This window comes from Novacetimonas sp. GS1, assembly GCF_036686925.1.
GTDB classification, from domain to species: domain Bacteria; phylum Pseudomonadota; class Alphaproteobacteria; order Acetobacterales; family Acetobacteraceae; genus Novacetimonas; species Novacetimonas hansenii.
The window spans coordinates 25,290-47,298 of record NZ_VSZP01000001.1; the positions used below are offsets into that span (position 1 = coordinate 25,290).

26 protein-coding genes, 1 tRNA gene and 1 pseudogene are annotated in these 22,009 nt (G+C 59.9%); 19 read left to right on the plus strand and 9 right to left on the minus strand.

Annotated features, from left to right (window positions below):
- Position 1: 1 nt before the first annotated feature.
- Positions 2-241 carry a hypothetical protein gene (locus FYB92_RS00185; protein WP_332827993.1) on the minus strand — a complete coding sequence of 80 codons (240 nt, stop codon included), beginning with the start codon at positions 239-241 and terminating at the stop codon, positions 2-4.
- Between the two features lie 32 nt (positions 242-273).
- On the opposite strand from FYB92_RS00185, the gene FYB92_RS00190 reads away from it, so the two are divergent.
- The 11 genes from FYB92_RS00190 (at position 274) to FYB92_RS00240 (ending at position 6,616) form a co-directional block, all read left to right on the plus strand.
- Entirely contained in the window at positions 274-774 is a 501-nt protein-coding gene (locus FYB92_RS00190; protein ID WP_332827994.1) for a phage GP46 family protein, read from the plus strand.
- A complete protein-coding gene (locus FYB92_RS00195) occupies positions 775-1,890 on the plus strand; it encodes a baseplate J/gp47 family protein (protein WP_332827995.1) in 1,116 nt (371 codons plus the stop codon).
- A 3-nt stretch (positions 1,891-1,893) separates the two neighbouring features.
- A complete protein-coding gene (locus FYB92_RS00200; protein ID WP_332827996.1) occupies positions 1,894-2,499 on the plus strand; it encodes a putative phage tail protein in 606 nt (201 codons plus the stop codon).
- A complete protein-coding gene (locus FYB92_RS00205) occupies positions 2,499-3,401 on the plus strand; it encodes a hypothetical protein (protein WP_332827997.1) in 903 nt (300 codons plus the stop codon). The genes FYB92_RS00200 and FYB92_RS00205 overlap by 1 nt, the downstream gene beginning before the upstream one ends.
- A 186-nt stretch (positions 3,402-3,587) precedes the next feature.
- Positions 3,588-3,938 carry a hypothetical protein gene (locus tag FYB92_RS00210; RefSeq protein WP_332827998.1) on the plus strand — a complete coding sequence of 117 codons (351 nt, stop codon included), beginning with the start codon at positions 3,588-3,590 and terminating at the stop codon, positions 3,936-3,938.
- Between the two features lie 96 nt (positions 3,939-4,034).
- Positions 4,035-4,478 carry a hypothetical protein gene (locus FYB92_RS00215; RefSeq protein ID WP_332827999.1) on the plus strand — a complete coding sequence of 148 codons (444 nt, stop codon included), beginning with the start codon at positions 4,035-4,037 and terminating at the stop codon, positions 4,476-4,478.
- Positions 4,475-4,966, plus strand: coding sequence for a hypothetical protein (locus FYB92_RS00220; protein WP_332828000.1), 492 nt, complete (start codon positions 4,475-4,477; stop codon positions 4,964-4,966). The genes FYB92_RS00215 and FYB92_RS00220 overlap by 4 nt, the downstream gene beginning before the upstream one ends.
- Positions 4,963-5,307 (plus strand): hypothetical protein, encoded by a 345-nt coding sequence (locus FYB92_RS00225; RefSeq protein ID WP_332828001.1) that lies wholly within the window; start codon positions 4,963-4,965, stop codon positions 5,305-5,307. Before FYB92_RS00220 ends, FYB92_RS00225 begins: the two co-directional genes overlap by 4 nt.
- 75 nt (positions 5,308-5,382) lie before the next feature.
- Positions 5,383-5,706 (plus strand): hypothetical protein, encoded by a 324-nt coding sequence (locus tag FYB92_RS00230; protein ID WP_332828002.1) that lies wholly within the window; start codon positions 5,383-5,385, stop codon positions 5,704-5,706.
- A 159-nt stretch (positions 5,707-5,865) separates the two neighbouring features.
- Positions 5,866-6,474: a hypothetical protein gene (locus tag FYB92_RS00235; RefSeq protein WP_332828003.1), complete on the plus strand. Its 609-nt coding sequence runs from the start codon at positions 5,866-5,868 to the stop codon at positions 6,472-6,474.
- Between the two features lie 7 nt (positions 6,475-6,481).
- Positions 6,482-6,616 carry a hypothetical protein gene (locus tag FYB92_RS00240; protein WP_332828004.1) on the plus strand — a complete coding sequence of 45 codons (135 nt, stop codon included), beginning with the start codon at positions 6,482-6,484 and terminating at the stop codon, positions 6,614-6,616.
- Positions 6,617-6,628: 12 nt separating this feature from the next.
- On the opposite strand, the gene FYB92_RS00245 is transcribed toward FYB92_RS00240, so the two are convergent.
- On the minus strand, positions 6,629-7,054 hold the full coding sequence (locus FYB92_RS00245; RefSeq protein WP_332828005.1) for a type II toxin-antitoxin system HicB family antitoxin: 426 nt from the start codon (positions 7,052-7,054) through the stop codon (positions 6,629-6,631).
- Between the two features lie 2 nt (positions 7,055-7,056).
- Positions 7,057-7,269 carry a type II toxin-antitoxin system HicA family toxin gene (locus tag FYB92_RS00250; protein WP_332828006.1) on the minus strand — a complete coding sequence of 71 codons (213 nt, stop codon included), beginning with the start codon at positions 7,267-7,269 and terminating at the stop codon, positions 7,057-7,059.
- Positions 7,270-7,320: 51 nt separating this feature from the next.
- Here FYB92_RS00250 and FYB92_RS00255 point away from each other — a divergent pair, with 51 nt between their 5' ends.
- Positions 7,321-8,130, plus strand: coding sequence for a hypothetical protein (locus FYB92_RS00255; RefSeq protein WP_332828007.1), 810 nt, complete (start codon positions 7,321-7,323; stop codon positions 8,128-8,130).
- On the plus strand, positions 8,127-8,747 hold the full coding sequence (locus FYB92_RS00260; RefSeq protein WP_332828008.1) for a hypothetical protein: 621 nt from the start codon (positions 8,127-8,129) through the stop codon (positions 8,745-8,747). The genes FYB92_RS00255 and FYB92_RS00260 overlap by 4 nt, the downstream gene beginning before the upstream one ends.
- 131 nt (positions 8,748-8,878) lie before the next feature.
- Here the strand turns inward: FYB92_RS00260 and FYB92_RS00265 are convergent.
- Positions 8,879-8,953, minus strand: a tRNA-Thr gene (locus tag FYB92_RS00265).
- 139 nt (positions 8,954-9,092) lie between these two features.
- Positions 9,093-11,438, minus strand: coding sequence for an AsmA family protein (locus FYB92_RS00270; protein WP_332828009.1), 2,346 nt, complete (start codon positions 11,436-11,438; stop codon positions 9,093-9,095).
- A gap of 211 nt (positions 11,439-11,649) precedes the next feature.
- Between FYB92_RS00270 and ilvD the strand changes: the two genes are divergently transcribed.
- The 3 genes and pseudogenes from ilvD to FYB92_RS00285 all read left to right on the plus strand — a co-directional run bounded on the left by ilvD (position 11,650) and on the right by FYB92_RS00285 (position 15,644).
- Positions 11,650-13,512, plus strand: coding sequence for a dihydroxy-acid dehydratase (gene ilvD, locus FYB92_RS00275; RefSeq protein WP_075594850.1), 1,863 nt, complete (start codon positions 11,650-11,652; stop codon positions 13,510-13,512).
- Between the two features lie 70 nt (positions 13,513-13,582).
- Positions 13,583-14,354 (plus strand): annotated as a pseudogene (locus FYB92_RS00280) (IS5 family transposase).
- A gap of 144 nt (positions 14,355-14,498) precedes the next feature.
- A complete protein-coding gene (locus tag FYB92_RS00285; RefSeq protein WP_332828010.1) occupies positions 14,499-15,644 on the plus strand; it encodes an FkbM family methyltransferase in 1,146 nt (381 codons plus the stop codon).
- Between the two features lie 697 nt (positions 15,645-16,341).
- Here FYB92_RS00285 and FYB92_RS00290 read toward each other — a convergent pair.
- Positions 16,342-16,575 carry a hypothetical protein gene (locus FYB92_RS00290; protein WP_003617387.1) on the minus strand — a complete coding sequence of 78 codons (234 nt, stop codon included), beginning with the start codon at positions 16,573-16,575 and terminating at the stop codon, positions 16,342-16,344.
- 442 nt (positions 16,576-17,017) lie between these two features.
- Entirely contained in the window at positions 17,018-18,406 is a 1,389-nt protein-coding gene (locus FYB92_RS00295) for an NAD-dependent succinate-semialdehyde dehydrogenase (RefSeq protein ID WP_281649291.1), read from the minus strand.
- 260 nt (positions 18,407-18,666) lie between these two features.
- Between FYB92_RS00295 and FYB92_RS00300 the strand changes: the two genes are divergently transcribed.
- The gene (locus FYB92_RS00300; protein WP_332828011.1) at positions 18,667-19,281 is read left to right on the plus strand and encodes a hypothetical protein; all 615 of its coding nucleotides are present in this window, start codon (positions 18,667-18,669) and stop codon (positions 19,279-19,281) included.
- A gap of 470 nt (positions 19,282-19,751) precedes the next feature.
- Here FYB92_RS00300 and FYB92_RS00305 read toward each other — a convergent pair whose 3' ends face one another.
- Entirely contained in the window at positions 19,752-19,940 is a 189-nt protein-coding gene (locus FYB92_RS00305) for a hypothetical protein (RefSeq protein WP_003617382.1), read from the minus strand.
- Between the two features lie 64 nt (positions 19,941-20,004).
- On the opposite strand from FYB92_RS00305, the gene FYB92_RS00310 reads away from it, so the two are divergent.
- Positions 20,005-20,862, plus strand: coding sequence for a DNA/RNA non-specific endonuclease (locus tag FYB92_RS00310; RefSeq protein WP_332828012.1), 858 nt, complete (start codon positions 20,005-20,007; stop codon positions 20,860-20,862).
- 33 nt (positions 20,863-20,895) lie between these two features.
- Positions 20,896-21,168 carry a hypothetical protein gene (locus FYB92_RS00315; protein WP_003617379.1) on the plus strand — a complete coding sequence of 91 codons (273 nt, stop codon included), beginning with the start codon at positions 20,896-20,898 and terminating at the stop codon, positions 21,166-21,168.
- A gap of 336 nt (positions 21,169-21,504) precedes the next feature.
- On the opposite strand, the gene rpsI is transcribed toward FYB92_RS00315, so the two are convergent.
- Positions 21,505-22,008: a 30S ribosomal protein S9 gene (gene rpsI / locus FYB92_RS00320; protein WP_003617378.1), complete on the minus strand. Its 504-nt coding sequence runs from the start codon at positions 22,006-22,008 to the stop codon at positions 21,505-21,507.
- Between the last annotated feature and the right edge of the window lies 1 nt (position 22,009).

The window sequence follows — 22,009 nt, forward strand, 5'->3', positions numbered from 1 at the left end:
ATCATTTATATTTATCGGGCTCTTCTCCATATACAAATACAAGATTCATATACTCTTCTTTTGAGCAATCAATGCAGTATATTCTAGGGTTCGATTCCGACCATACGCGCTTAACTCTCCCTTCTTCTGGAATTATAATTTTAACATCATCAAATAATTCATCTAACGTTCCTTTTCCGGATGCGGTTCCTTTTAGAAGTAAAGTGTATCTACCTTCTTCTTTTATTTTTTTATTTCTCATTATCTTTTCCCATTAATGTTGTTGGATATCAAATGGACATCGCCGTCACCTGGAACGTCCGCGCGGCGCGCGGCGACTGGCCTATCGTGTCCAGCGACCTGGCCCTCGACAACCCCCTAAAATCGGCGGTCATGGTCTCGCTTTTCACAGACCGCGTGGCCCCGCAGCAGCCATCATCCGATGACACGGCGGCCGGCATCGCGTCCCCGTCCGGACCGATCGGCACCGCCTCGGCCGACCGGCGCGGGTGGTGGGGCGATGCGTTCGCGGACCTGCCGATCGGATCACGCCTGTGGCAGTTGCGGCGCGCGGTCAAGGTCGGCACGCGGGCCATCCCGCGTGAGATCGAGGACATCTGCCGCGAGGCCCTGCAATGGCTGGTCACCGACGGCGTGGCGACATCCGTCACCGTCTCCGCCTGGTGGAACGCCACCGTGCGCACCATGGCCGAATTCAGCGTCACCATCACCGAACCGGGCAACAGCAGCCCACGGGTTTTCAAATTCTCATGGGCCTGGGAGGGGCTGACCTGAATGGCGTATCCGCGTCCAACCCTGTCGCAACTGCGCCAGCAGGCCCTGCAGGACGTCATCAGCGGCGGCATCCCCGGGGTTACGGCCGTCCTGCGGTTTTCCGTGCTGTATGTACTGTCCATGGTCCTCGCCGGGCTGACGTGGCTGCAGTACGGCTATATCGACTGGGTGTCGCTGCAGTCGGTGCCGTGGACCGCGACAGACGAGTTCCTTGCGGGCTGGGGCACGCTCAAGGGCGTGTACCGCAAGGGAGCATCGGCGGCATCCGGCACGGCCACTTTCCCTGCTACCGGCACGGCGGTCATCCCGGCCGGGACCGAACTGATCCTGCTCGGCGGTGCGACCGCGACAGCGTCGGCCGACAGCGTGACGTCCGGTGGCGTCACGACCGTCAGCTGGACCGCATCCACGACCGGCGCCGGCGGCAACGTCGCGGTGGGCACGACGGTCACCCTGTCCAGCCCGGTCGCAGGCATCCAGACCAGCGGCACGGTCGCGGCCATTACGCAGAGCGGCGCGGACGTCGAGGATGAGGACGATTACCGCACCCGGGTGATCGACGCCTACCAGGCGCAGGGGCAGGACGGCAAAAGGCAGGATTACGTGGACTGGGCCGAGGCCGTGTCGGGCGTCACCCGTGCGTGGTGCCTGCCCAACGGCATGGGCGACGGCACGGTCATCGTGTTTTTCATGATGGACGAAGCCAACGCCGCGACCGGTGGATTCCCGGTCGGCACGGACGGCTGCGCCACGGGTGAAAATCGATACACAACGGCCACGGGCGATCAGTTGACGGTTGCCAACGCGATCCTGCCCGACCAGCCGGTCACGGCGCTGGTCATTGCTTCGGCCCCGGTCGCGCAGCCCACGGATTTCGCGATCACGGATCTGGGCACCGGCAATACGACGGCGAATCAGGCGGCGATCACTACGGCCCTGGCCGACATGTTCCGCCGACTGTCCTCCCCCGGCGGCACGATCAGCCCGAACAACTGGGAGGAAGCGCTTTCCGCCCTCGACCTCGACACGTTCGAGGTCGCATCCCCCACCGGCCCCGTCACGGGCGCCACCGCCAGCGCCATGCCGACGCTTGGCGCCATCACATTCGCGGCGTGATCCATGGCAGCACCAGTCTACAGCGTTGCGGATTTCCGCAGCGCACTCCTCAGCCTGCTGCCGCGTGGCCGGATCTGGTCGCGTGACCCGGATGCCATGCCCTATCAGCTGGCAACCGTCTGGGCACCGACATTCCAGCGCGCGGCGCAGGCGGCGGGCAACCTGATCGCGGACGCCTTCCCGGCGTCGACGGTCAACCTGCTGCCGGAATGGGAGGCCACGCTGGGCCTGCCCGATCCGTGCGCGGGCGAAAGCCCCACCATCGAACTGCGTCGCAACCAGGTGGTCGCGCGCCTGACCGATAACGGCGGCGCGTCGGTCGCCTATTTCATCCAGTTCGCGGCGGCGCTGGGCTACGTGATCACGATCACGCAATTCGCCCCGGCCCGCTTCGGCATGGCCCGGTTCGGGACCCGTTATTACGGCGCGCCGTGGGCCTATGTCTGGCAGGTCAACGCCCCGGCCGTAACCATCAGTTCCGCCCGGTTCGGCGCGGCACAGTTCGGTGACCGTTACCGCACGTGGGGCAACCTGGTCCTGGAATGCGAGATCAAGGCCCGTGCGCCCGCCCATACCACAGTCCTGTTCAATTATTCAGGTGAGAGATAATGTACAGATTAGCAAACGGCACACAGGTTGCCGCGCTTCCTGCCCCTGCGGCCGACAGCGGCACACCCGGTTACGCGACCAACGGCGTTGTCGGTGGTCAGGACCCCAGCATTATTGATGCTGATGCGTTCAACATCCAGCAAGAGGAGCTGATTTCGATCGTGACCGCTGGGGGGCTCACACCCGACAAAACCAACAACGCACAGGTCCTGGCCGCATTGCGGGCGCTGTTTGCTCCGCTCTCCGCGCTGGCGTTGGCGTCCTCGGCGCTCTCTCAGGTCAGTGCCTCGACCACCGTTGTGGTGCCGGACGGTGTGACGCGGGTTTACCTGCGGGGGATTGGTTCGGGTGCGGGCGCAACGGGATGTTCGGCCACCACCACGTCGCAGACATTTTCCGGCGCAGGCGGCGGCAGTGGCGGCATCATGGAGGGGATTTATACCGTAACCCCCGGCGATCGCCTCGTTTTCACGATCGGGTCTGGTGGTGCGGGCAATGCCAGTTCGGGGAATGGATATCGCGGCGGCCAGACATCGTGCGTGAATGGCGCAGGCCAGACGCTGCAATCGCTGCCCAGCGGATTTCCCGGTCAGGTGGCGTCCGTCACCAATACTGCGGGCGGTGGTGGCGCAACTGCCGGGTCGTCGGACGTGTCCGGGACGTTTCGCAATGATTGCGGGAATTGCGGACTGGACGGGCAATCGGGGGCGCTGCAACTCTCCGGTTCCGGGGGTGTCGGGCCGGGGGGCGTGGGCGGCGCACGGTCGGGGGATCTGGGCGGTGTATCCGGTTCCGCCCCCGGTGCGGGTGGCGGGGGCGCGTATGACTCCGGCTTCACCGGGAATTCGTATGCGGGCGGTAACGGTGCGTCAGGCCAGTTTTATTACAAATGGCTGCCGTAACGGCATGTCATGGCGCGGACCTGTCCGGGCGCGGGTGTGGGGCATCCCACCGCGCGCGATCCACATAATGCGGCCGGGTGATGTGCGGATGCACAGGATTGGCGGCGGCGATGGGGGTGATCCGGGATCGCCTGCAAAATCAAACTCAACAGCACCGGCGCATTTCCGCCGTGATGGGGAACATTCATGACAACCACAACAGTGCAGACTTATGCCGTTTACCTGACGGCCGCGACCAGCGCGCATCCGACCGGATACGTGGTCGATAACGTCGAATGGGACGGCGCATCCGCATGGACGCCCCCAACCGGGACCACCGCCATCGCTGACCCCGATCGCAAATACCCGATCGGCAGCACCTATGGCGCGTCCACAGCCACCACGACAGCGGCCACCACAACGCCCACGTCCACAACGACAACGACAACGACAACGGCCACGCCCACGACAACAACAACGACCACGGACACAACGGCCACGACAGCCACCGCGACACAGGCGGCGACCACGGCTGCGGCGAGCACCCCCACGACCTGACGGCGCACTGCACGGATCATGTCCTGTCATATACGCCCGCCATATGCGCCTGCCATCACCGTCCCTTGGGGCGGTTTTTTATTGCCTGGAACAAAGATGACCGAAGATCCGGATGTGCAAGACATCCTTGATGACCATGGGGAACGTATTGGCTTCCTCGAACGCTGGCGCAACAGTGCTGACGGCAAGATTGACGACACCCGTCGGGAGGTCGGGGCCCTCCGGGCTGAAATGCAGGCCCAATATACGGCCATGTCATCGGCGCTGGATCGGCAGTCACGCGATATGCAGGGCCTGACCCACCAGCTTGCCGAACATACCGGCGCGCAGAAAGAGCGGAACCGGCTGGACCAGGACGCGCTGACAAAGGCGCGGATTGCCGAAAGCCGCTGGAAAAAGCGATCCGCCGTCCTGGGGATCATCTTCACGCTGCTGGCCATGGTCGGGGGCACCCTGCTGTCGAGCCAGACGTGGGACGACTATTTCTTCGCCAACGTCCCGTTCCTGCACCACCATCATGTCATCGGGGCGCTGCAATGACCGGCCTGTGCGTGGCGCAGTTCAAGCGCACGATCGTGTCCCCTGCCCTGTCACATATCGGGCTGGACGGGGATGCGGCGGTCAACCTGATGACCGGCACGGCGCTGGTAGAAAGCGGCCTGACCTACGTCGCGCAGGTCGTGGCGGGGGGCACCGGCCCGGCCCGTGGTCTGTGGCAGATGGAACCTTTCACCCATGACGATATCTGGGCCACGTTCCTGTCGGATGCGCGTCTGGCCTCCCTGCGCGGGGCGGTGCTGGACCTTGCCTCCCAATGGCCCGCGCGGGTGTCCCAGCTTCCGGGCAACCTGCCCTATGCCTGCGCCATGGCGCGGCTGAAATATTACCGTGCGCCGGGGCCACTGCCTGCGGCCGATGATGCGGCCGGGCAATGCCGGTACTGGAAATCCAACTACAACACGTCGCTGGGCGCGGGCGCTGCGGACAGCACGCATATCGCCCTGTTCCAGCAGGCGATCGAGGCATGACCATGGATCCACCCACACTTCTGCAAGACGTCCTGTCGATGCTCCCGACGCAATACGCCCGCGATATCGCCGTGATCGTGTCGTTCCTGATCTCCACCTGCGCCCTGATCGCACGGTTCTGGCGGCCACCTGATCCCGCATCCCGCTGGGTCGTGGTCTGGACAATCGTGACCGCCATCGCCCAGGCGCGTGGCTGGAACCTGCCCGCCTACCAGCCGGGCAAGAAAGCCGCGATGGTCCCGGCCACCGTGCCGCGCCAGGCAGTCGAGCAGCTGCTCGACGTCCCGCCGGGCTCGACCCGCCCGGGCAGGCCGCCGGCGCGCGCGTCGCCGCCCGGCTGACTGGCCGCTCCCGGATCAATCATCACCATCCCCCAACCGCCCGAGAGGCGGTTTTTTCATATGGAGACGCCAGATATGGCCGACACCGACACCACCACCGCTATTCCCGCCCTCGAAAACCTGATCGAGACCGCGCTCGGCAAGGGCGACACGGTCGCAACTCAGGCCGATATCGCCCTGGCGGGCAACCTGCTGCAGGCGATCGTCCCGACGATCATCGCCCGTGCTGCGCCGAACCTTGATCTGGCCGCCATCGACGCCGCCCTGACCAAGATTCTGACGGGCATCACGGACCTGAAGGACGCGATCGCGACGAAGCCCGCGGCGACGGCCACGCCTGCGGCGAGCGCCACGGTCGGCGTGCCGCATCCGTCCGTGCCGGGGCAGCCCGCGCGCTGACCTGTCAACCGGAACCGGCCGATCTGTAAACTGGACGCCGGACCACGCACGTCCTGACACCTGACAGATAGCCCACCCGTTTCCACGCAGAAATGGCCGTTTCGCGCGGCCTGCCGGGACGGGTGGGCTATTTGCGTTTCCAGACTGGAAAACTCGCCCATGAACAACCCTGTCAACCTCGCCACCGGCCGCCGTGGTTTCCTCGGTCTTGGCGCCGGTATCGCCGCCGCTGCCGCGCTCGGGGCCTGCACCGTCAGCACGACCGGCAACGTCACGACCGTCACCCTGAACGTGGCGGAGATCAAGGACTACGGACAGGCGGGCCTGAACGCGGTCACGCTCGTCCTGAGCATCGCGGCCGTGGCCAGCGCCATCGGCACGCCTGCCGTGGGTGTGATCAGCCTGGCGGACACGGCGCTATCCACCGCCCTGACCAGTTTTTCCACGGCGGCCGGATCCACGCTGACGATCACCTACGACGACACGAACTGGAAAACCCGGGTGGACAGTATCCTGTCCGGCCTGACCACGTTGCAGACGGACCTGACCGCCGCAATCACCGGGGCGTCCACGAAGGTGTCCAACGCAGATCTGTCCAACGCCAATACCGCCCTGTCCGCGCTGGGCACGGTCGTGTCGGCGTTCAAGGGCGTGCTGGACAGTGTGGCCACGCGCCGGAACGTCGGGGCAATGGCTGCGACTGCCGTCCCGCCGTCCAAGGCGCAGGTGCAGCAGGCGCTCCAGGTGCTGGGGGTGACGGCGGGATGACGGCGGGATGACGCCGTTTGTGCAGGGCGTGATGGCCGGTGCGGGCAGCGTTATCGTCCTCATCGGCCTGCTGGTCACGATCCCGCTCAAGCTGCATGCGCTTTATATGGCGGCGCAGTTACGTGACCGAGGGCTGGAGTAATGCGGGGCCATATCACGCAACCTCCAGGACCTCGACTGTCGCCTGCCGTCCAAGCGCATGAAGGGCGGCCTCGACGCGCCCGATCTTGCTTTCATGCAATAGATCGCGCAGGCGACGCACGGATGATTCCGCCACGCCCAGTCGGCGCGCCAGTTCCACGTTGCTGATCTTGTTCTCCAGCATGGCCGTATGCAGCGCCAGCTTGGCCGCTTCCAGCATGGGCACATAGACCAACGGGCGACCGTTGGCCGCTGGCGGCACGGGCACGGCCGCACCATCGTCCACATAGATGGACAGTGACGTGACCAGCAGGTCCTGGGCCTCGCGCAGTGCCTCCTCCCGGGTTGCGCCATCGGTCGCCCCGGGCAGTCCCTCGAATGAAGCCGTGATGGTGCCGTCTGGATTGGTCTCCAGATCGACCGGGTAAGCGTAAAGCATCCTCATACCTCCAGATCGGTTTCGGTCAGCCCGAGATCCTTGAGGATCTTGCGGAACGTGCCGGTGGCCATGTCACCGCGATGGTTCGATACCACCGTCGACTTGCCGTTCAGCCGCACCACGATGTGCGACCCCTTCCCCTTACGTTCGGTCATGTCCCAGCCAGTCTTGTTGGCGAGGCGGCGGAGACGGGCGAGGAGGTCAGCGGCTTTCATGTCCACAATATCGCGCACATATGCGCGAATGTCAACATAAATCGGTCATAAATGAACGAAATAAGCCCCCGGCTTGCGAACTTGCGCAAGTTTGGCTGTCGCCCGGCGGAAATCCGTCCGGGACAGCCCATGCTTTCCGTCGTGCGTGGCTTTCTGGCCCGACAGGCTCCGGCGCGCCTGATCCGCACCGGTATCGATCCTGCCCCGCTGATGTTGGGAAATGACTTGCTGGGGGACTGCACGTCGGCCGGGATCGGCAACCATGCCCGCGCCACGGCGGCGCTCAATAGGTTTCAGGTGGACGTGACCACGGCGCAGGCCGAGGCGTTCTATTCCCTGTCCACCGGCTATGTGCCCGGCAATCCAGCCACGGACAACGGTGGCGTGGAGGTCGATGTGCTGACCACAGCCCAGCGATCCGGGTACGCCGTCACCAACCAGACCCTGTTTCCCATATGGGGCAGCGCCGATCCCGGCGACGAAAATGGCCTGCGTAACATCATTGCAGATCTGTCGGCGGTCTATCTGGGCGTACGGCTGGCCAGGGCCGACATGTGGCAGGACGAGACCGGCGCGCTGGCCCCTGTGTGGGACACCGACACGCCTGCCGGTCATGGCGATCCGACACCGGGCAGTGCGGGCGGTCACTGCCTGCTGGGCTGGGACTATACCGGCACGGACGATACCGACCTTGTTACGCTACTGACGTGGGGCGCGAAACAGCGGGGCACATGGCGCTGGCTGCGGTCCCGAATCATGGAGGCACACGGACTGGCATGGCGGCAGCTCATGCCCGCGACCAAGGACATCTGGCAAGCGCTGATCGCCGCCAACGATGCGTATCTGCGGGGTGCGGCATGAGGTCGGCACTGCTGGCCGGACTGCTGGCCCTGTCCGCCTGCGTCAGTCAGCCACGCGTGCAGACCACGATCCCTGCGGCCATGGCGGGCATCCAGTCCAGTCTCGCGCAGGCCGGGGCAGTGTCCGTCTCCCACGCTGCCGACTGGACGCCGGGACAGGCCGCGCGGTTCGAGCGCGACGTGCGTGCGGCCCAGTGCAGCCAGCGCACGTCAGATCCGGTCATCGGCACGATTGCGGGCAACGTGACGCTGGAGCTGTCCGGGTCGTTTACCCAGTCCGGACAGTTCACGGTCGGCGCGATCACCACGGCTCCGACCGTTGGCCTGCAGGGATCGGCCAGCCGGACGCGCACGCAGCAGGTCAGCCTGCCGGTCGCCTATGCCCCGCTGTCGTCACTGCCGGACGTGGAGATGTCTCGGCAGGTCGGTTACGAGACGGAGTTGCTGGCGCAGAATGACGACGCGCGGCATCAGGAGGCGGCGCGGCTGATCGCGGATCGGCGGGCGTTGCGGGATCGGGTGGGGAAACTGGTCGAGAACTGGAGCGTAGGGCAATGTACCCCGCACGCGCCAGTCACCCCATTTGTGGGGATGCGGTCGCCGAATGTCGTCCGCTGAAACGAATCCGGAACACCGACTGTCTGATTCAGCTTGTCTGGTATGACGGCTTTTTTGCCGGGGTTATAAGCGACACATGCGCTGTATGCGCCTAGTGCGCTATCCCTAATGCATTGTTTTCACTGAAACTATGGTGCCGGGTGAGGGATTTGAACCCCCGGCCTTCGGTTTACAAAACCGCTGCACTACCGCTGTGCTAACCCGGCAACTGACCCTGGGGACAGGGCAGTGTCACGATGGGAACGACCATGTGCCGCCCCATTGTCCGGCCCGCGATGGGACCACGGCGTTCTTTTTGCCTATATCGCCACGTATGGTCAAGCAGGGATTCCATACCATCATGGATCAATGCCCTGCCTTCAGGCGCGCGGCCCAGACCGCCCGGATCCGGGCACGTTCGGCAGCACTCAGTTGCCCCGCCCCCCGTATGCCTGTTGCCCGTGTGGCTGTCGCCTGTTTACCCGTGCCACGTCGGCCCACGGCGGCCTGATGGCGTCTTGCGGCCTGCGGACGCCCCGCAACCGGCGCCTTGCCCGACGCAGGATTGTCCTGCATCTGCCGGATGGCCTGCGCGCACAATGACTGCTTGCCCACCCCGGCCTCAATCGTCGGCAGCAGCGCCACCGGCGTCACCACGCCAAGCAGGACAGACCCCACCGCACGGGCGATCGTTTCCGTGCCCGGCACGATGGAAGGTTTTTTCAACAGACCGGTAATATGCAGGGTCCCCGGAAAGGAGCCCACCGCGAAATGGCGTGAATCCGTGCTGAGGGCATAATCAATCGTATTGTTGCGGAAATCGAGGCTTCCCTTGCCAACCGTGCGGGTGTCGCCCGTCTCGATCAGGAAGGTGCGCGTATCAAGCACCCCCTGCCGCAACGGCATATCCGCGACCATGCATTTGAGGTCGGTCTTGGCAGGTAATCCAAGAATGGACAGCAACGCCTTGCCAAGTTCCAGTCCCAGCAGATCCGGCAGCACGGCGGAAATATCTCCCCCCTGGTCAAGCGCGACCGTCATGCCACCATCGCCATTGGCGACAATACCCGCAAGCGAGGTCCCCGTCCCATGAATCGCAAGATGACCACCAAAGATGCCGCTCCCCTGGAACCGCCCGGCAGCCTGCATCAGGCGCGACAGGTTGATACGCACAAGGTCGATGCCGATCCGTGCCTCCACCGCGTCACCATGTGGGGTAAAGGTGCCATTGCTGGCCAGAGTGCCTGACCCCACCGCGAAATTCAGATGGTGGACATCAATGACGCCGTCACGGATATCAGCCAGCACATCGATATTGTCCAACGGCGTATGCCGGTTTTCGATATGATCCCCGTGATAGGCGAAATGCACATTCGTCGCACGCAGCCTTGGCATGTTGATCGGCGTGCTGGGCAACACGGCATTACTGCTGGCATGGGCGCGGGCCTCTGCCTGCTGCTGCGCGGTGGAAGGCTTGTCCCCCGGCGTCGCGCCGAAAAAACCACCAAGGTCAGCAAGGTCCACACGTCGCGAATGCAGGTCAGCATCCACGAACGGCACCGCCTGGTGCGGGTCAATCGACAGGTTGCCGCCCAGATCGCTGGAGCCGACATGCCCATCAAGGTCGCGGAAACGGATATGCGCGGCACTGTAATCAAGGTTTCCCACCACGCGATAGGGCGGGGTCTGCGGGATGACCACCCCCGTCAGAGGATATAGGAGCGACATATCCGGTCCGGCGAGGGACAGCCGCAGGCGTGCCCCGGCAAGGGTCAGCGGATCATCAATGGTTCCACGCAGGGTCAGGCGGGTCGCGCCATGGCGTATATCGAGGTCAACCGGATAAGGCTGCGTGCGATTTTGCAACGATACCAGTGTCCCGCCGGAAAAATGCCCGGTTATCGCCTGCCGGACATAGGTACCCTGCGCATCCACCAGCAGGCGGGCATCCTGCCCATTGGCGGGGTCGGTCGTGCGGACCGCCCCCCGCATGTCGGTATGCAATCCGGCATGCACGACATGCAGTTGCCCGTTGGCAATACGGATCGCGCCGATACGCGGGATTGTCGTGGCGTCGCCATCCGTGGTGGCCGACGCCCCCTTTGACGGCGTGCCCCCTCCTGTCATGGCGTCCGGCTGTGCGGTGGTGGTTGATGTGGCGCCATCCGCCTTTGACGTCCCCGTTGTCCCTGTTGCCTTTACTGCCGCTGATGCCGCATCTGGCGTTTTCGTCCCCTTTGTGCCGGGATCGGGTTTTGTGTCGGGGGCGGAAAAATCGTAATTCGTGCTGCCATCCGCGCGTTCGCGGATTTCCACCACCGGGGTATCCAGCGCAATCAGCGGCAGATCCAGACCGCCCCCCCACAACAGCGGCCACCAGCGGATGGAAACATCCAGACGCCGCGCCGTGGCAAATGGCGGCAGGTCGTCAAAACCCGCAGGCTGTTCGATGCGCACATCATCCGCCCCGACCCGAATGACCCGGCCGGGATGGACATGCAGATGCGCGATCGTGACCTTGCGATGAATCGCAGCCCCCGCCCGGCGTTCAACCAGCGGGATGAACCAGTCCCATGACCACAAGATGACCAACGCAAGCACCGCGACACACAGGCTGCCGGCCAGGATCGCACGCACGGGGGGCACCGCACGCCCCTGGCGGGATGGGGGGGATGGCTGTGTGCGTACGATTCGATTGCCTGTATCGGTCATGCCTGCCCTTTCTTCCGGATTGATCCGAAACGCCTGCCATTGCACAGAGTTGCGGGACACATCCCCCCACCCCCTTTCGCACCACACGCACCGCGTGAAACAACGGGGTGGCGTGGAACTGTGCGGTCCTGTAATTGCCGTGTAGTCATATCCATATCGTCACTGGCTGTATCGTCACTGGCTGTCCCACATACCGCAGAAAGGTTTACCGATGCCTGCCTATCGTTCCCGCACCACGACACATGGCCGCAACATGGCCGGTGCGCGCAGCCTGTGGCGTGCGACCGGCATGCAGGACCAGGATTTCGGCAAACCGATCATCGCGGTGGCCAATTCGTTCACGCAGTTCGTGCCCGGTCATGTCCATCTGAAGGATCTTGGCCAGCTTGTCGCCGGTGCAGTGGCCGAAGCCGGGGGGGTCGCACGGGAATTCAACACCATCGCCGTGGATGACGGCATCGCCATGGGCCATGGCGGAATGCTCTACAGCCTGCCGTCGCGCGAACTGATCGCGGACGCGGTGGAATATATGGTCAACGCGCATTGCGCCGACGCACTGGTCTGTATCAGCAACTGCGACAAGATCACGCCGGGCATGCTGATGGCGGCGATGCGGCTGAACATCCCCACGATCTTCGTTTCTGGCGGGCCGATGGAAGCAGGAAAGATCCTGAACGAAGGCGTCGAGCGGCGCGTAGACCTCATCAGTTCCATGGTCGCGGCGGCGGATACCCGCATCAGCGATGACCAGTCACAGCAGATCGAACGCTCTGCCTGTCCGACCTGCGGATCGTGCTCTGGCATGTTCACTGCCAATTCCATGAACTGCCTGACCGAGGCGCTCGGCCTTGCCCTGCCCGGCAATGGCAGCCTGCTTGCGACACATGCCGACCGGCGCGACCTGTTCCTTCAGGCCGGGCGACGCATCGTCGAACTGGCGCGGCAATGGTACGAACATGATGACGCCACCGCCCTGCCACGCGGGATTGCGACCCTGGCTGCCTTTGAAAATGCCATGTCCGTCGATATCGCAATGGGGGGGTCGACCAATACGGTGCTGCATCTGCTTGCCGCCGCGCATGAAGGCAAAGTCGCGTTCACCATGGCCGATATCGACCGCCTGTCGCGCCGGGTGCCGAACCTGTGCAAGGTCGCGCCCTCGCGCTCTGACATCCATATGGAGGACGTGCATCGCGCAGGCGGCATTCCGGCCATCATGGGCGAATTGATGCGCATGGGCCTCCTTCATGATGACGTGCCAAGCGTCCATGCCCCCAACCTGCGCACGTCACTGTCGAAATGGGACATTGGCAATCCGGACGTGGACGATGCCGCGCGCACCCTGTTTCGCGCCGCCCCCGGCGGTGTCCGCACGACACAGGCATTTTCACAGGCAAGCCGCTACACCGAACTGGACACCGACCGCGCGACAGGCGCGATCCGCGACAGCGAACATGCCTATAGCCGTGACGGCGGGCTTGCCGTCCTGTTCGGCAATATCGCCGAGGACGGGGCCATCGTGAAGACAGCGGGCGTTGCGGCGAACCTGCTGACCTTTACCGGTCCCGCACGTATTTTCGAAAGCCAGGACGACGCCGTTTCCGCCATCCTTGGCGACAGGATCAAGCCGGGCGACGTGGTCGTCATCCGTTACGAAGGGCCCAAGGGCGGTCCGGGCATGCAGGAAATGCTGTATCCCACCAGCTATCTGAAGTCCAAGGGGCTGGCTGAAAAATGCGCCCTGATTACAGACGGGCGGTTTTCGGGCGGCAGTTCGGGCCTGTCGATCGGCCACATCTCCCCCGAGGCGGCGGAAGGTGGCCTGATCGGACTGCTGGAGGAAGGCGACACCATCGAAATCGACATCCCCGCACGCGTTCTGCGCACCACAGTGGGTGACGCCGAAATGGCCGCACGCCGCGAACGCATGGAAGAGCGGGACGAACAGGCATGGCAGCCAAACCGCGACCGTGTCGTGTCCACCGCGTTGCAGGCCTATGCCGCACTGACCACCAGTGCATCGCATGGTGCGGTGCGCGACGTGGCGCAGTTGCGCCGTCGCATCATTCGTTAGGGGCTGTCTGCATTCAGGGATTCCACTTGGATTGAAGTTCTGATTCAAGGCTGTCCATGGAGGGCTAGCCTTGAGCAGACGGACACTGACAGACGAGCAATGGAGTCGGCTCAAAAACCATCTTCCCGGCCGGATCGGACTGCCCGGGCGGAGCGGGGCCGATAATCGGCTGTTCGTAGATGGCGATCCTGTGGATGGCCGGCAATGCGGCCCACTGGCGCGATCTACCGGAGGTTTTTGGCGAATGGACCACAATCCACTCCCGTTTTCGGCGCTGGTCGCATGCGGGCGTCTGGGAGAGGCTGTTTCATGCCCTGGCCGATACGCCCGACTTTGAATATGTCCTGATCGATAGCACGATTTAGAAAGTCCACGCTGATGCAACGGGCGCAAAAGGGGGGGCTGAAGCTGCCGCCATCGGTCGGTCGCGTGGCGGATTGACGACCAAACTCCACGCGGTCGTCGATGCGATCGGCCTGCCGCTACGCATTCATCTGACGATGGGACAATATGGCGATCGACCGCAGGCAGAGGCGCTCCTGTCTGGTTTGCAGGGCATCGTCGGCCACGTCATCGCCGACGCCGCATATGAGGCTGATCCTCTGCGCGCCTTCATTGCTGATGAACTCGGTGCAACCGCTCAGATCAGGGCCAATCCCACTCGCGCTATCGTTCCGCCAATAGAGTGGAGACTCTACAAAGAACGCCATCAGATCGAGTGCTTCTTCAATAAACTCAAACATTTCCGAAGAATCGCCCTGCGGTGCGAAAAGACACTCACAGCCTTCATGGGCTTCATGGGCTTCGTCCACCTCGCATGCGCTATGATTGGGCTACGCTGAATGCAGACAGCCCATAAGGCACAACCCGCCGTGCAGGTTCACAACCTGCACGGCGGGCGAATGTTGCTTTTTGTAAAAAAAAAGCCATAAATATTTACAAGACAATCACAGATCCAGATAAAATCTGGATAACATCTGGATAATGTGAATATTATTGAAATTAAAACGACTATTTCTTTCGATATTTCTGATGATTTTCACTCATATATTGATATAGATAAAATAAAAAACGGTACTAACATCGAACAGTCCGCCACGTTACTGTGGGGACCATACGTGGATATACCTTCCGGATCTTGGAAAGTTGTGTTCAATGGCATGTTCGAAGCCGGAGAAAATGAATCTACATGTGATGTCTCCACAGAGATGGGCCTATTTACCCTAGGGACATCTGCCCTGTGCCCAGGCACAGGAAAAATTGCAGAGATCGAGTTTTCAAACCCCACCACAAATATCAAGGTTGAATTTCGCGTATCTACCGCAGCAGGATCGCGCATTCGGATCGACAGTATCACTCTACAGCGTCAAGCCAATTATGCGCACACAACAGCTATAGCGACATCCATTCCAAATACAGGTCGAAATTTTAAGATTTATCAGCGAGACGGACTGAATCTGCTGCTGGATGAAGAGTCATTAGTCGATCATGAGATTATTTATAATGGAGCTTGGGAACAAAAACAGTTAAGTTATATGAAAGAAATTGCATCCGGATTCCATGGAAATACATCAAAAAAGGTATTTCTTGATATTGGTTCCTATTTCGGTTTGTATTCCCTTCATATGTCCCGAATAAATGTTTTTGATCAAATTATTGCATTTGAGGTGGACGAAATAAATCATCGTCAACTTCAGGCAAATCTACTCCTCAATGATCCAGAATTTTTTATCAAGACACATAACTTTGCTCTTTCAGACAAAGATGGGGAAACTTTTTTCTTCCCCTCAAAACTGCATCCCGGTAAAAATCGCGGGGGCGTCGGTATTGTTCCTGAAAATCAAGATCATACTAATTGTGTAAAGGTTTCTACACGCGCACTGGATAGTCTCCTAGATCTCTCAGGCCATATAATACTCGCTAAAATTGACGTAGAAGGCGCTGAGTTCGCTGTACTGCGTGGAATGCATAACATTTTATGTAATAATAATTGCGTTTTGCAAATCGAAGCACTGATATTCAATGATGATGATGTCGAAAAACATGCACAGATCGACGCTTTTCTTGTGTCACTAGGATACCGTCGTATCCATTCAGTTGGTGTAGACAATTATTATTCAAACTTCCATTAAGAAATATATATAATAATACTCATGGCAGTAAACGAAGAAACCCACGCCAAGATCAGGATCGTCCTGCCAAAGACCAAGAGATTATTTAAAAAATAAGAAAAGTTTCTGGGTGCCGCCTTTCCATCGAAAAAAGGCGGCATCTTCTGAAGCTTTTTAGAAAAAGCTTCACCAAAAATCTTTATAATTTCAGGATGTTATCGCGCCTGCACTTTTAAACAGTTTCTAGCAGGCTGTTGGATTGGGCGCTAAAATAGACATCATTCATAACGTATGAAAACATATTTCTGTTCTTTGTGTCGAAAAGTCTATTAGATTTTCATAATATTAAGCAATGCTGTTACGCAAAAATTCCCAATCCGACAGCCTGCTAGGGCACTCCCATACGTCACACTTCGCCTGACGGATAGAAACATGGCATCGTACGACGCAATGTCATGACGCCAGAATGTCGCTGTTATCATGCGCCGCAGGGCATGCAGCGGCGCCCCCCCTTCTGGGCGAACCGCTTCAATCCGTGATGCGCAGGTCATTTATGGAAATGCCCGCTCCCTCCCTTTGGTATATCCTTGTGATATGGGGAAGATTCCAAGCAACCAAAGGGGGATTAACAGTTCCTTAATGGTTTGTGCGTGTCGCCTGTTGCACAAGAACGATGTCTTTGTGGCAAACAGGGCGTTCACTCATATGGGACATTTTCTCATGCCTGCCCCTGTGGGCGCAAACGACCAAGCGCGCCCACATCACAACGCGCCATACGGCGAAATGTCTGCGCCACACGATGCTTCAGCGCCGTCATGTCGGGCACGATCATGTTGTGAAGTGAGCGTACATTGTCGTGGGTGGCATAAAAACGGTGGGTCTGGTTCCTGTCCACCAGGATCGCCGTGCCCACGAAGATCCCATCTATTTCAATAATTTGTGAACCAAGCATGGTATCCTGCCTTCTTGCAACCGGTTGGACCTGACCCGGCAGGCCAAAAGATGGAACACCCTGTCCCACTCACCTGCCGCAGCATTGGTTGCCGGTACATCTTTCTTATTGTCGTCATTGGCATTACGGGATCGTTGCCCGCATACCCCTGATTTACATATCCATCGACCTGCCAAACGCCTCTGCGCCTTCCTGCCTGCGGACATGACAACGCATATTGCCTATCACAGGGCTGCATTCAATCAGAAAAACAATATTTTGATGTGAATTTTTAAATAACATTAAAGATATACTTTTGAAACACATGTGCCAAAAGTGGAATATTATGTCTTTTTTATGTCTCTTTATTGCTTTTACTTCATGACGACCACGAAACAGACCGCCATGTGCAACCATCCGTATCTCACGGGCGGGAGCAGGCCCCACCCGTGATGTAACCTGATTACGGTGCGTCGATATTCACGACGTTAATCAGCTTCTTGTTGACGAATTCATCAATACCAAGGCCCGAAAGCTCGCGCCCGTAACCCGATTTCTTGATCCCACCGAACGGCAGTTCGGGGGCAGTCCATGTCGGGTGGTTGATGAACACCATGCCAGTGCGTACCTGACGGGCCACGGCCACGCCGCGCGCCTCGTCACGGGTAAAGACAGAACCACCCAGGCCGAATTCGGAATCGTTCGCCAGCGCAATCGCTTCCTCATCACTGCCCACACGGAAAACCATGGCCACCGGACCAAAGAATTCCTGGAAATAAGCCGGGTTATCACGTGCCACATCCGTCAGGATGGTCGCACGGACGAACGCGCCCTGCTTTGGCACTTCCGCCCCGCAATAAAGCGGACGGGCACCATGGGCGACGGCCTGACGGACCTGCTCGTTCAGTTCGTCGGCAGCCCCTTGGGAAGACATGGGCGGCAGGGTGGTGGCCGCATCGCGCGGATCGCCCGCGACCAGCGCATCGAGTGCCGCCTTGAACTTTGCGATGAATGCATCGGCAATGGAATCGGCAACAATGAAACGCTTGGACGCGACACAGCATTGTCCGCCATTATTAAGGCGCCCCCAGACGGCCCATTTGACCGTCTTGTCGAGGTCCGCATCATCAAGCACGATGAATGCATCGGCCCCGCCAAGTTCCAGCGTCGTCTTCTTCAGGCTCTTGCCCGCACGGGATGCGACCGACCCGCCGGAACGTTCACCGCCCGTCAGGCACACCGCCGCAATGCGCGGGTCCTCGATCAGGCGATTAAGCTGGTCACGCGTGGCGAACAGGTTTGTATAGGCACCGGCCGGAGCCCCCGCATCCTGGAACAGCTTATCAAAGGCGGCGGCGCATTGCGGCACGATGGACGAATGTTTCACAACCACGGTATTGCCCGCCATCAGTTGCGGCCCCGCGACGCGCGCAAGCTGATAGTACGGAAAATTCCACGGCTCCACCGCCAGCAGAACGCCGATAGGGTCGCTGACGATCATCGGGCGCATATTCTCGGTCTCGGCTTCCTTCAGCGGGACCGGGGCAAGGAAACGTTCCGCATTGTCGGCATAGTAATCGAGGATATCAGCCGACAGCTTAACCTCGCCCTGTGCTTCGCGCGCAAGCTTGCCCATCTCCAGCGTCAGCAGGGCAGCGTAATCATCCGCCTGCGCACGCAGCAGGGAAGCCGCCTTTTTCATGATGGCACGGCGTTCCGCAAAGGAGGTGCGTGACCATTTTTCAAAAGTATCGGCCGCCTGCGTGACAAGGGCCTCAAGCTGGGCGTCCTCAAGGTCAGCAAAGCGGGCGACCACTTCGTTGGTGTAGGGGTTTGTGGTAATATATGCCATGACTTCGCTTTGGCACATCAAAACAGCCAAGAAAAGAGAGTGTCCCCCCATGGCCTGCGGCAGGGCGGTAGGGTGACGGGGGCTTTTTTACGAACCCTGCACCGCGCCACGTCCCACAGGCGTGATTTTGCCTGCACGGTGCTGGACTTTTAATCATGGCATGACGCAACAATCGGTCCGGCCAGAATGGTCCACCAGAAAGTTTAAGAAAAAATTTAATGCGAATTTGCTCGTTTTCGTTCCTATCCGAACATTTCCGTATGTCTTTTGCCGCCCGATTCGATGGGTCTGCACGCAGGCTCGGCCTTGCGGCGTCCATGCTCCTTGTCACCGGGATGGCCCATGCCGCCCCCTATCCCGCTGCGCTGTTGCCGCCCAATTCCACCGCGCAGGCCTGGGGGGTCAGCGCCCAGATCGACACAACGGGACATGGCTGCATCGTGCAGGCCACCATCGACCAGACACGCTTCATCACGCAGATGCCGCAAATGATCGCCGCTGGTATCTTCAGCACCCGCCTGACATCCGACCTGATCCAGCAGACGCCGCATTACCTGATGAATGTGTTGCAGACGGACATCAGCCCGGGCTTTGTCCATGCCCTGTTCATGCAGGCGGGCGCACCAGCGCGATGCCGTTTCACGTGGGATTATGTCGCGCCCGGCCCATCGGGGGGACTGGTGTCGCATCCCATGGTGTCATTTGAATTCACACGTCCCGCGCATGACCGGATCAACTGGCCCCAAATCAGATTCGGGGACATGATCGCAAGCGAGGACGCCGTACGCACGGACCCCTTATTTGATGCACAGGTTAATGAAGAGACACTCGACATTACCATAGCGCTTGCCCACAACGATGCGGGCTCCCCCTGAAGCGCAGTATCAGAGCGTGTTTGAAAACAAATAAAAAAGTTTCTGGGTGCCGCCTTTCGATCGAAAAAGGCGGTATCTTCTGAAGCTTTTTGGGAAAAGATTCACCAAAAATCTTTATAATTTCAGCATGTTATCTGGACTTACTTTTCAAACGGTCTCTCAGGGCATCATTTAAAAAGGAAATCACGGCGGCAAAAAAAGAGAGAATTTGAAAGCAATTCATCAAAAAAGAACAACAGAAGCCTGTGGATATTATTTTATTTTTAAAAAGGCAATTTCTGTCAAAGATTTTCCAAGAAATTCATGATCCCAGTCGGCGGCTGCTCCTGCCTTTCCAGGTGCCCTCTCAATATTCCGGGGCGTGCCTGCCGCCTGAAGAACAGTGTCTTTCGCACTTCTTTGCAAAAAACTTCTATCTTTATCAATTCGTTGCTTTAAACACGCCCATTCACTAAATCACAGCGCCTGCGTCAGGCACCACGTAACCAGTTAAGCAACATGTCACCCACCGCAAGGCAGGCCAGAAGCACGACCACAACACGGATGCCGACATATAATTTCCGCTGCATTGGGGTCAGCGGCTTTTCACGCCGTCGCAGGATCACCTTGTTCGGGTCGGGGGCCTGCACGTAACGTACATGCGGGGAATCGTCCGTCATGTCACTCACCCTCCCTTAATTTCTGCCGCCGTGATTAACAGACATGACAGGATTCCACCACCATATGTTCACCCGTCGCCAGCACACGGTCGCCCTTCTGGATGCCCTGTTCCCTCTGGCATGCATGATGCTGATGATGGCGGCGCTGATATCAGGGGCACGGGCCGCATCGTGCGATTCCATGGGGCCGGAAGATCATCTGCCTGCCCTGACCAATGAAAAACTTTCCATACAGGCGCGCCTGTTATGCAATACGGCCTTTGCCGTCCTGCATTCAGGTCTTGCGCATGAACCCGTCTGGTCCGCCGAACACCTGACGGCACAAGCCATCCGCCAGGCCGAAGCCACACCGCGCCGTGGTGAATTCCAGCCCGATGAACGCCTGCCCGCGGGTGAAGGCGCGCAACTGACGGATTATGTTCATTCGGGATATGACCGGGGTCATATGACCCCTTCGGGCGACATGCCTGATGAGGCCACACAGGCAGAAAGCTTCCGCCTGTCGAATGTCGTGCCGCAAAGCGCTGCACTCAACCGGGGGAAGTGGGAGGAAATAGAAAGCGCGGTCCGACGTCTGGCCCTGCGGGATGGCGAAGTTTATGTCGTTACCGGCCCGGCATTTCACGCCCGCCGCCTTTCCAGCATCGGGCATGACAGGGTGCTGGTCCCGACATCAACATGGAAGGCCATTTACGATCCACGCAGGCAGGCTGCGGGCGTTTATGTCTGTCGCAATGCATTGCGCAATCCAGGATGCAACCGCGTCACGATCAATGTCCTGATCCACACGGTGGGCGTCGATCCGTTTCCCGCGCTACCGTCCGCGCTGAAACAGACATACATTACCCTGCCCCTGCGAACCATCCGGCACACCACGTCACGATATCGCACACACCGCGTCCGCCATTACTGGCGGGAATGACACTCCCCCGCCCCAACCAAGGACCCGAGAGACATGAAACAGCCTGCCCCCCCGGCCATGATCCCCTTTGCTGATGACAGCGCATCCTGCACGCTTGGCGGGATCACAATCGAAAATGGTACCGACAGCATCGCGTTCTATGGGCAGGCGAACCTGACCCGCGACCGTGCGGGATTGCGCACGGCACAGGACCTGCTGGCATTTCTACAATCGGTTGTGAACTGCCTGGCATCGACGCCGGACCTGCCTGCCGCCATCAAGCCACCTTCGCACAAGGGCGGAAAGGTGGATAACCCGTTCATGTAAGAAGCTGTTCGAAAAATCAGGCTCAATAACATCCTGAAATTACAAATGTTTTTGGTGACGCTTTTTCTAAAGAGCTTCAGAAGACGCCGCCTTTTTAAAAAAAGGCGGCACCCAAAAACTTTCCTTGTTTTTATCAAGGATTTGTTTGCAAACAATCTCTTACCAATGAGTTGTTTTCAAACACTCTTTAAGGGCAGTGGCGGAACAAACACCACGCGCATCGCGCCCCAAACGCAGAAACGGGGCGGACCATAACTGGCCCACCCCGTTTTCCGACAATCGCCTGACCCACCGCCTCCCCCAGCCGATGCCGGGGAAAGACGACAGGAAATGCACTCAGCGCTTGCTGAACTGGAAGGAACGACGTGCCTTGGCGCGACCGTACTTCTTGCGTTCGACAACACGCGGATCACGCGTCAGGAAGCCCGCAGCCTTCAGGATGCCACGCAGGGCCGGTTCATAATGCGTCAGCGCACGGCTGATGCCATGACGGACCGCACCCGCCTGACCCGACAGGCCACCACCGGTCACGGTGCAGTAGACGTCGAACTGGTTATAGCGATCGGCAACCAGGAACGGCTGCGTGATCAGCATGCGCAGGACGGGGCGGGCAAAATACGTGCCGACCGGACGTCCGTTGACAATGATGTCACCCTTGCCCGGCTTGATCCACACGCGTGCGGCAGCGTCCTTGCGACGACCCGTGGCATAGGAACGGCCCTGCGCATCGCGCTTGGCTTCGTAAACCGGTGCAGCGTTCTGCGAGGCTTCGATCTGACCCGACGCGACTGCTCCCTGCAGGTCGGCCAGCGTGCCTGTACGTTCTTGGGTTTCAGACATG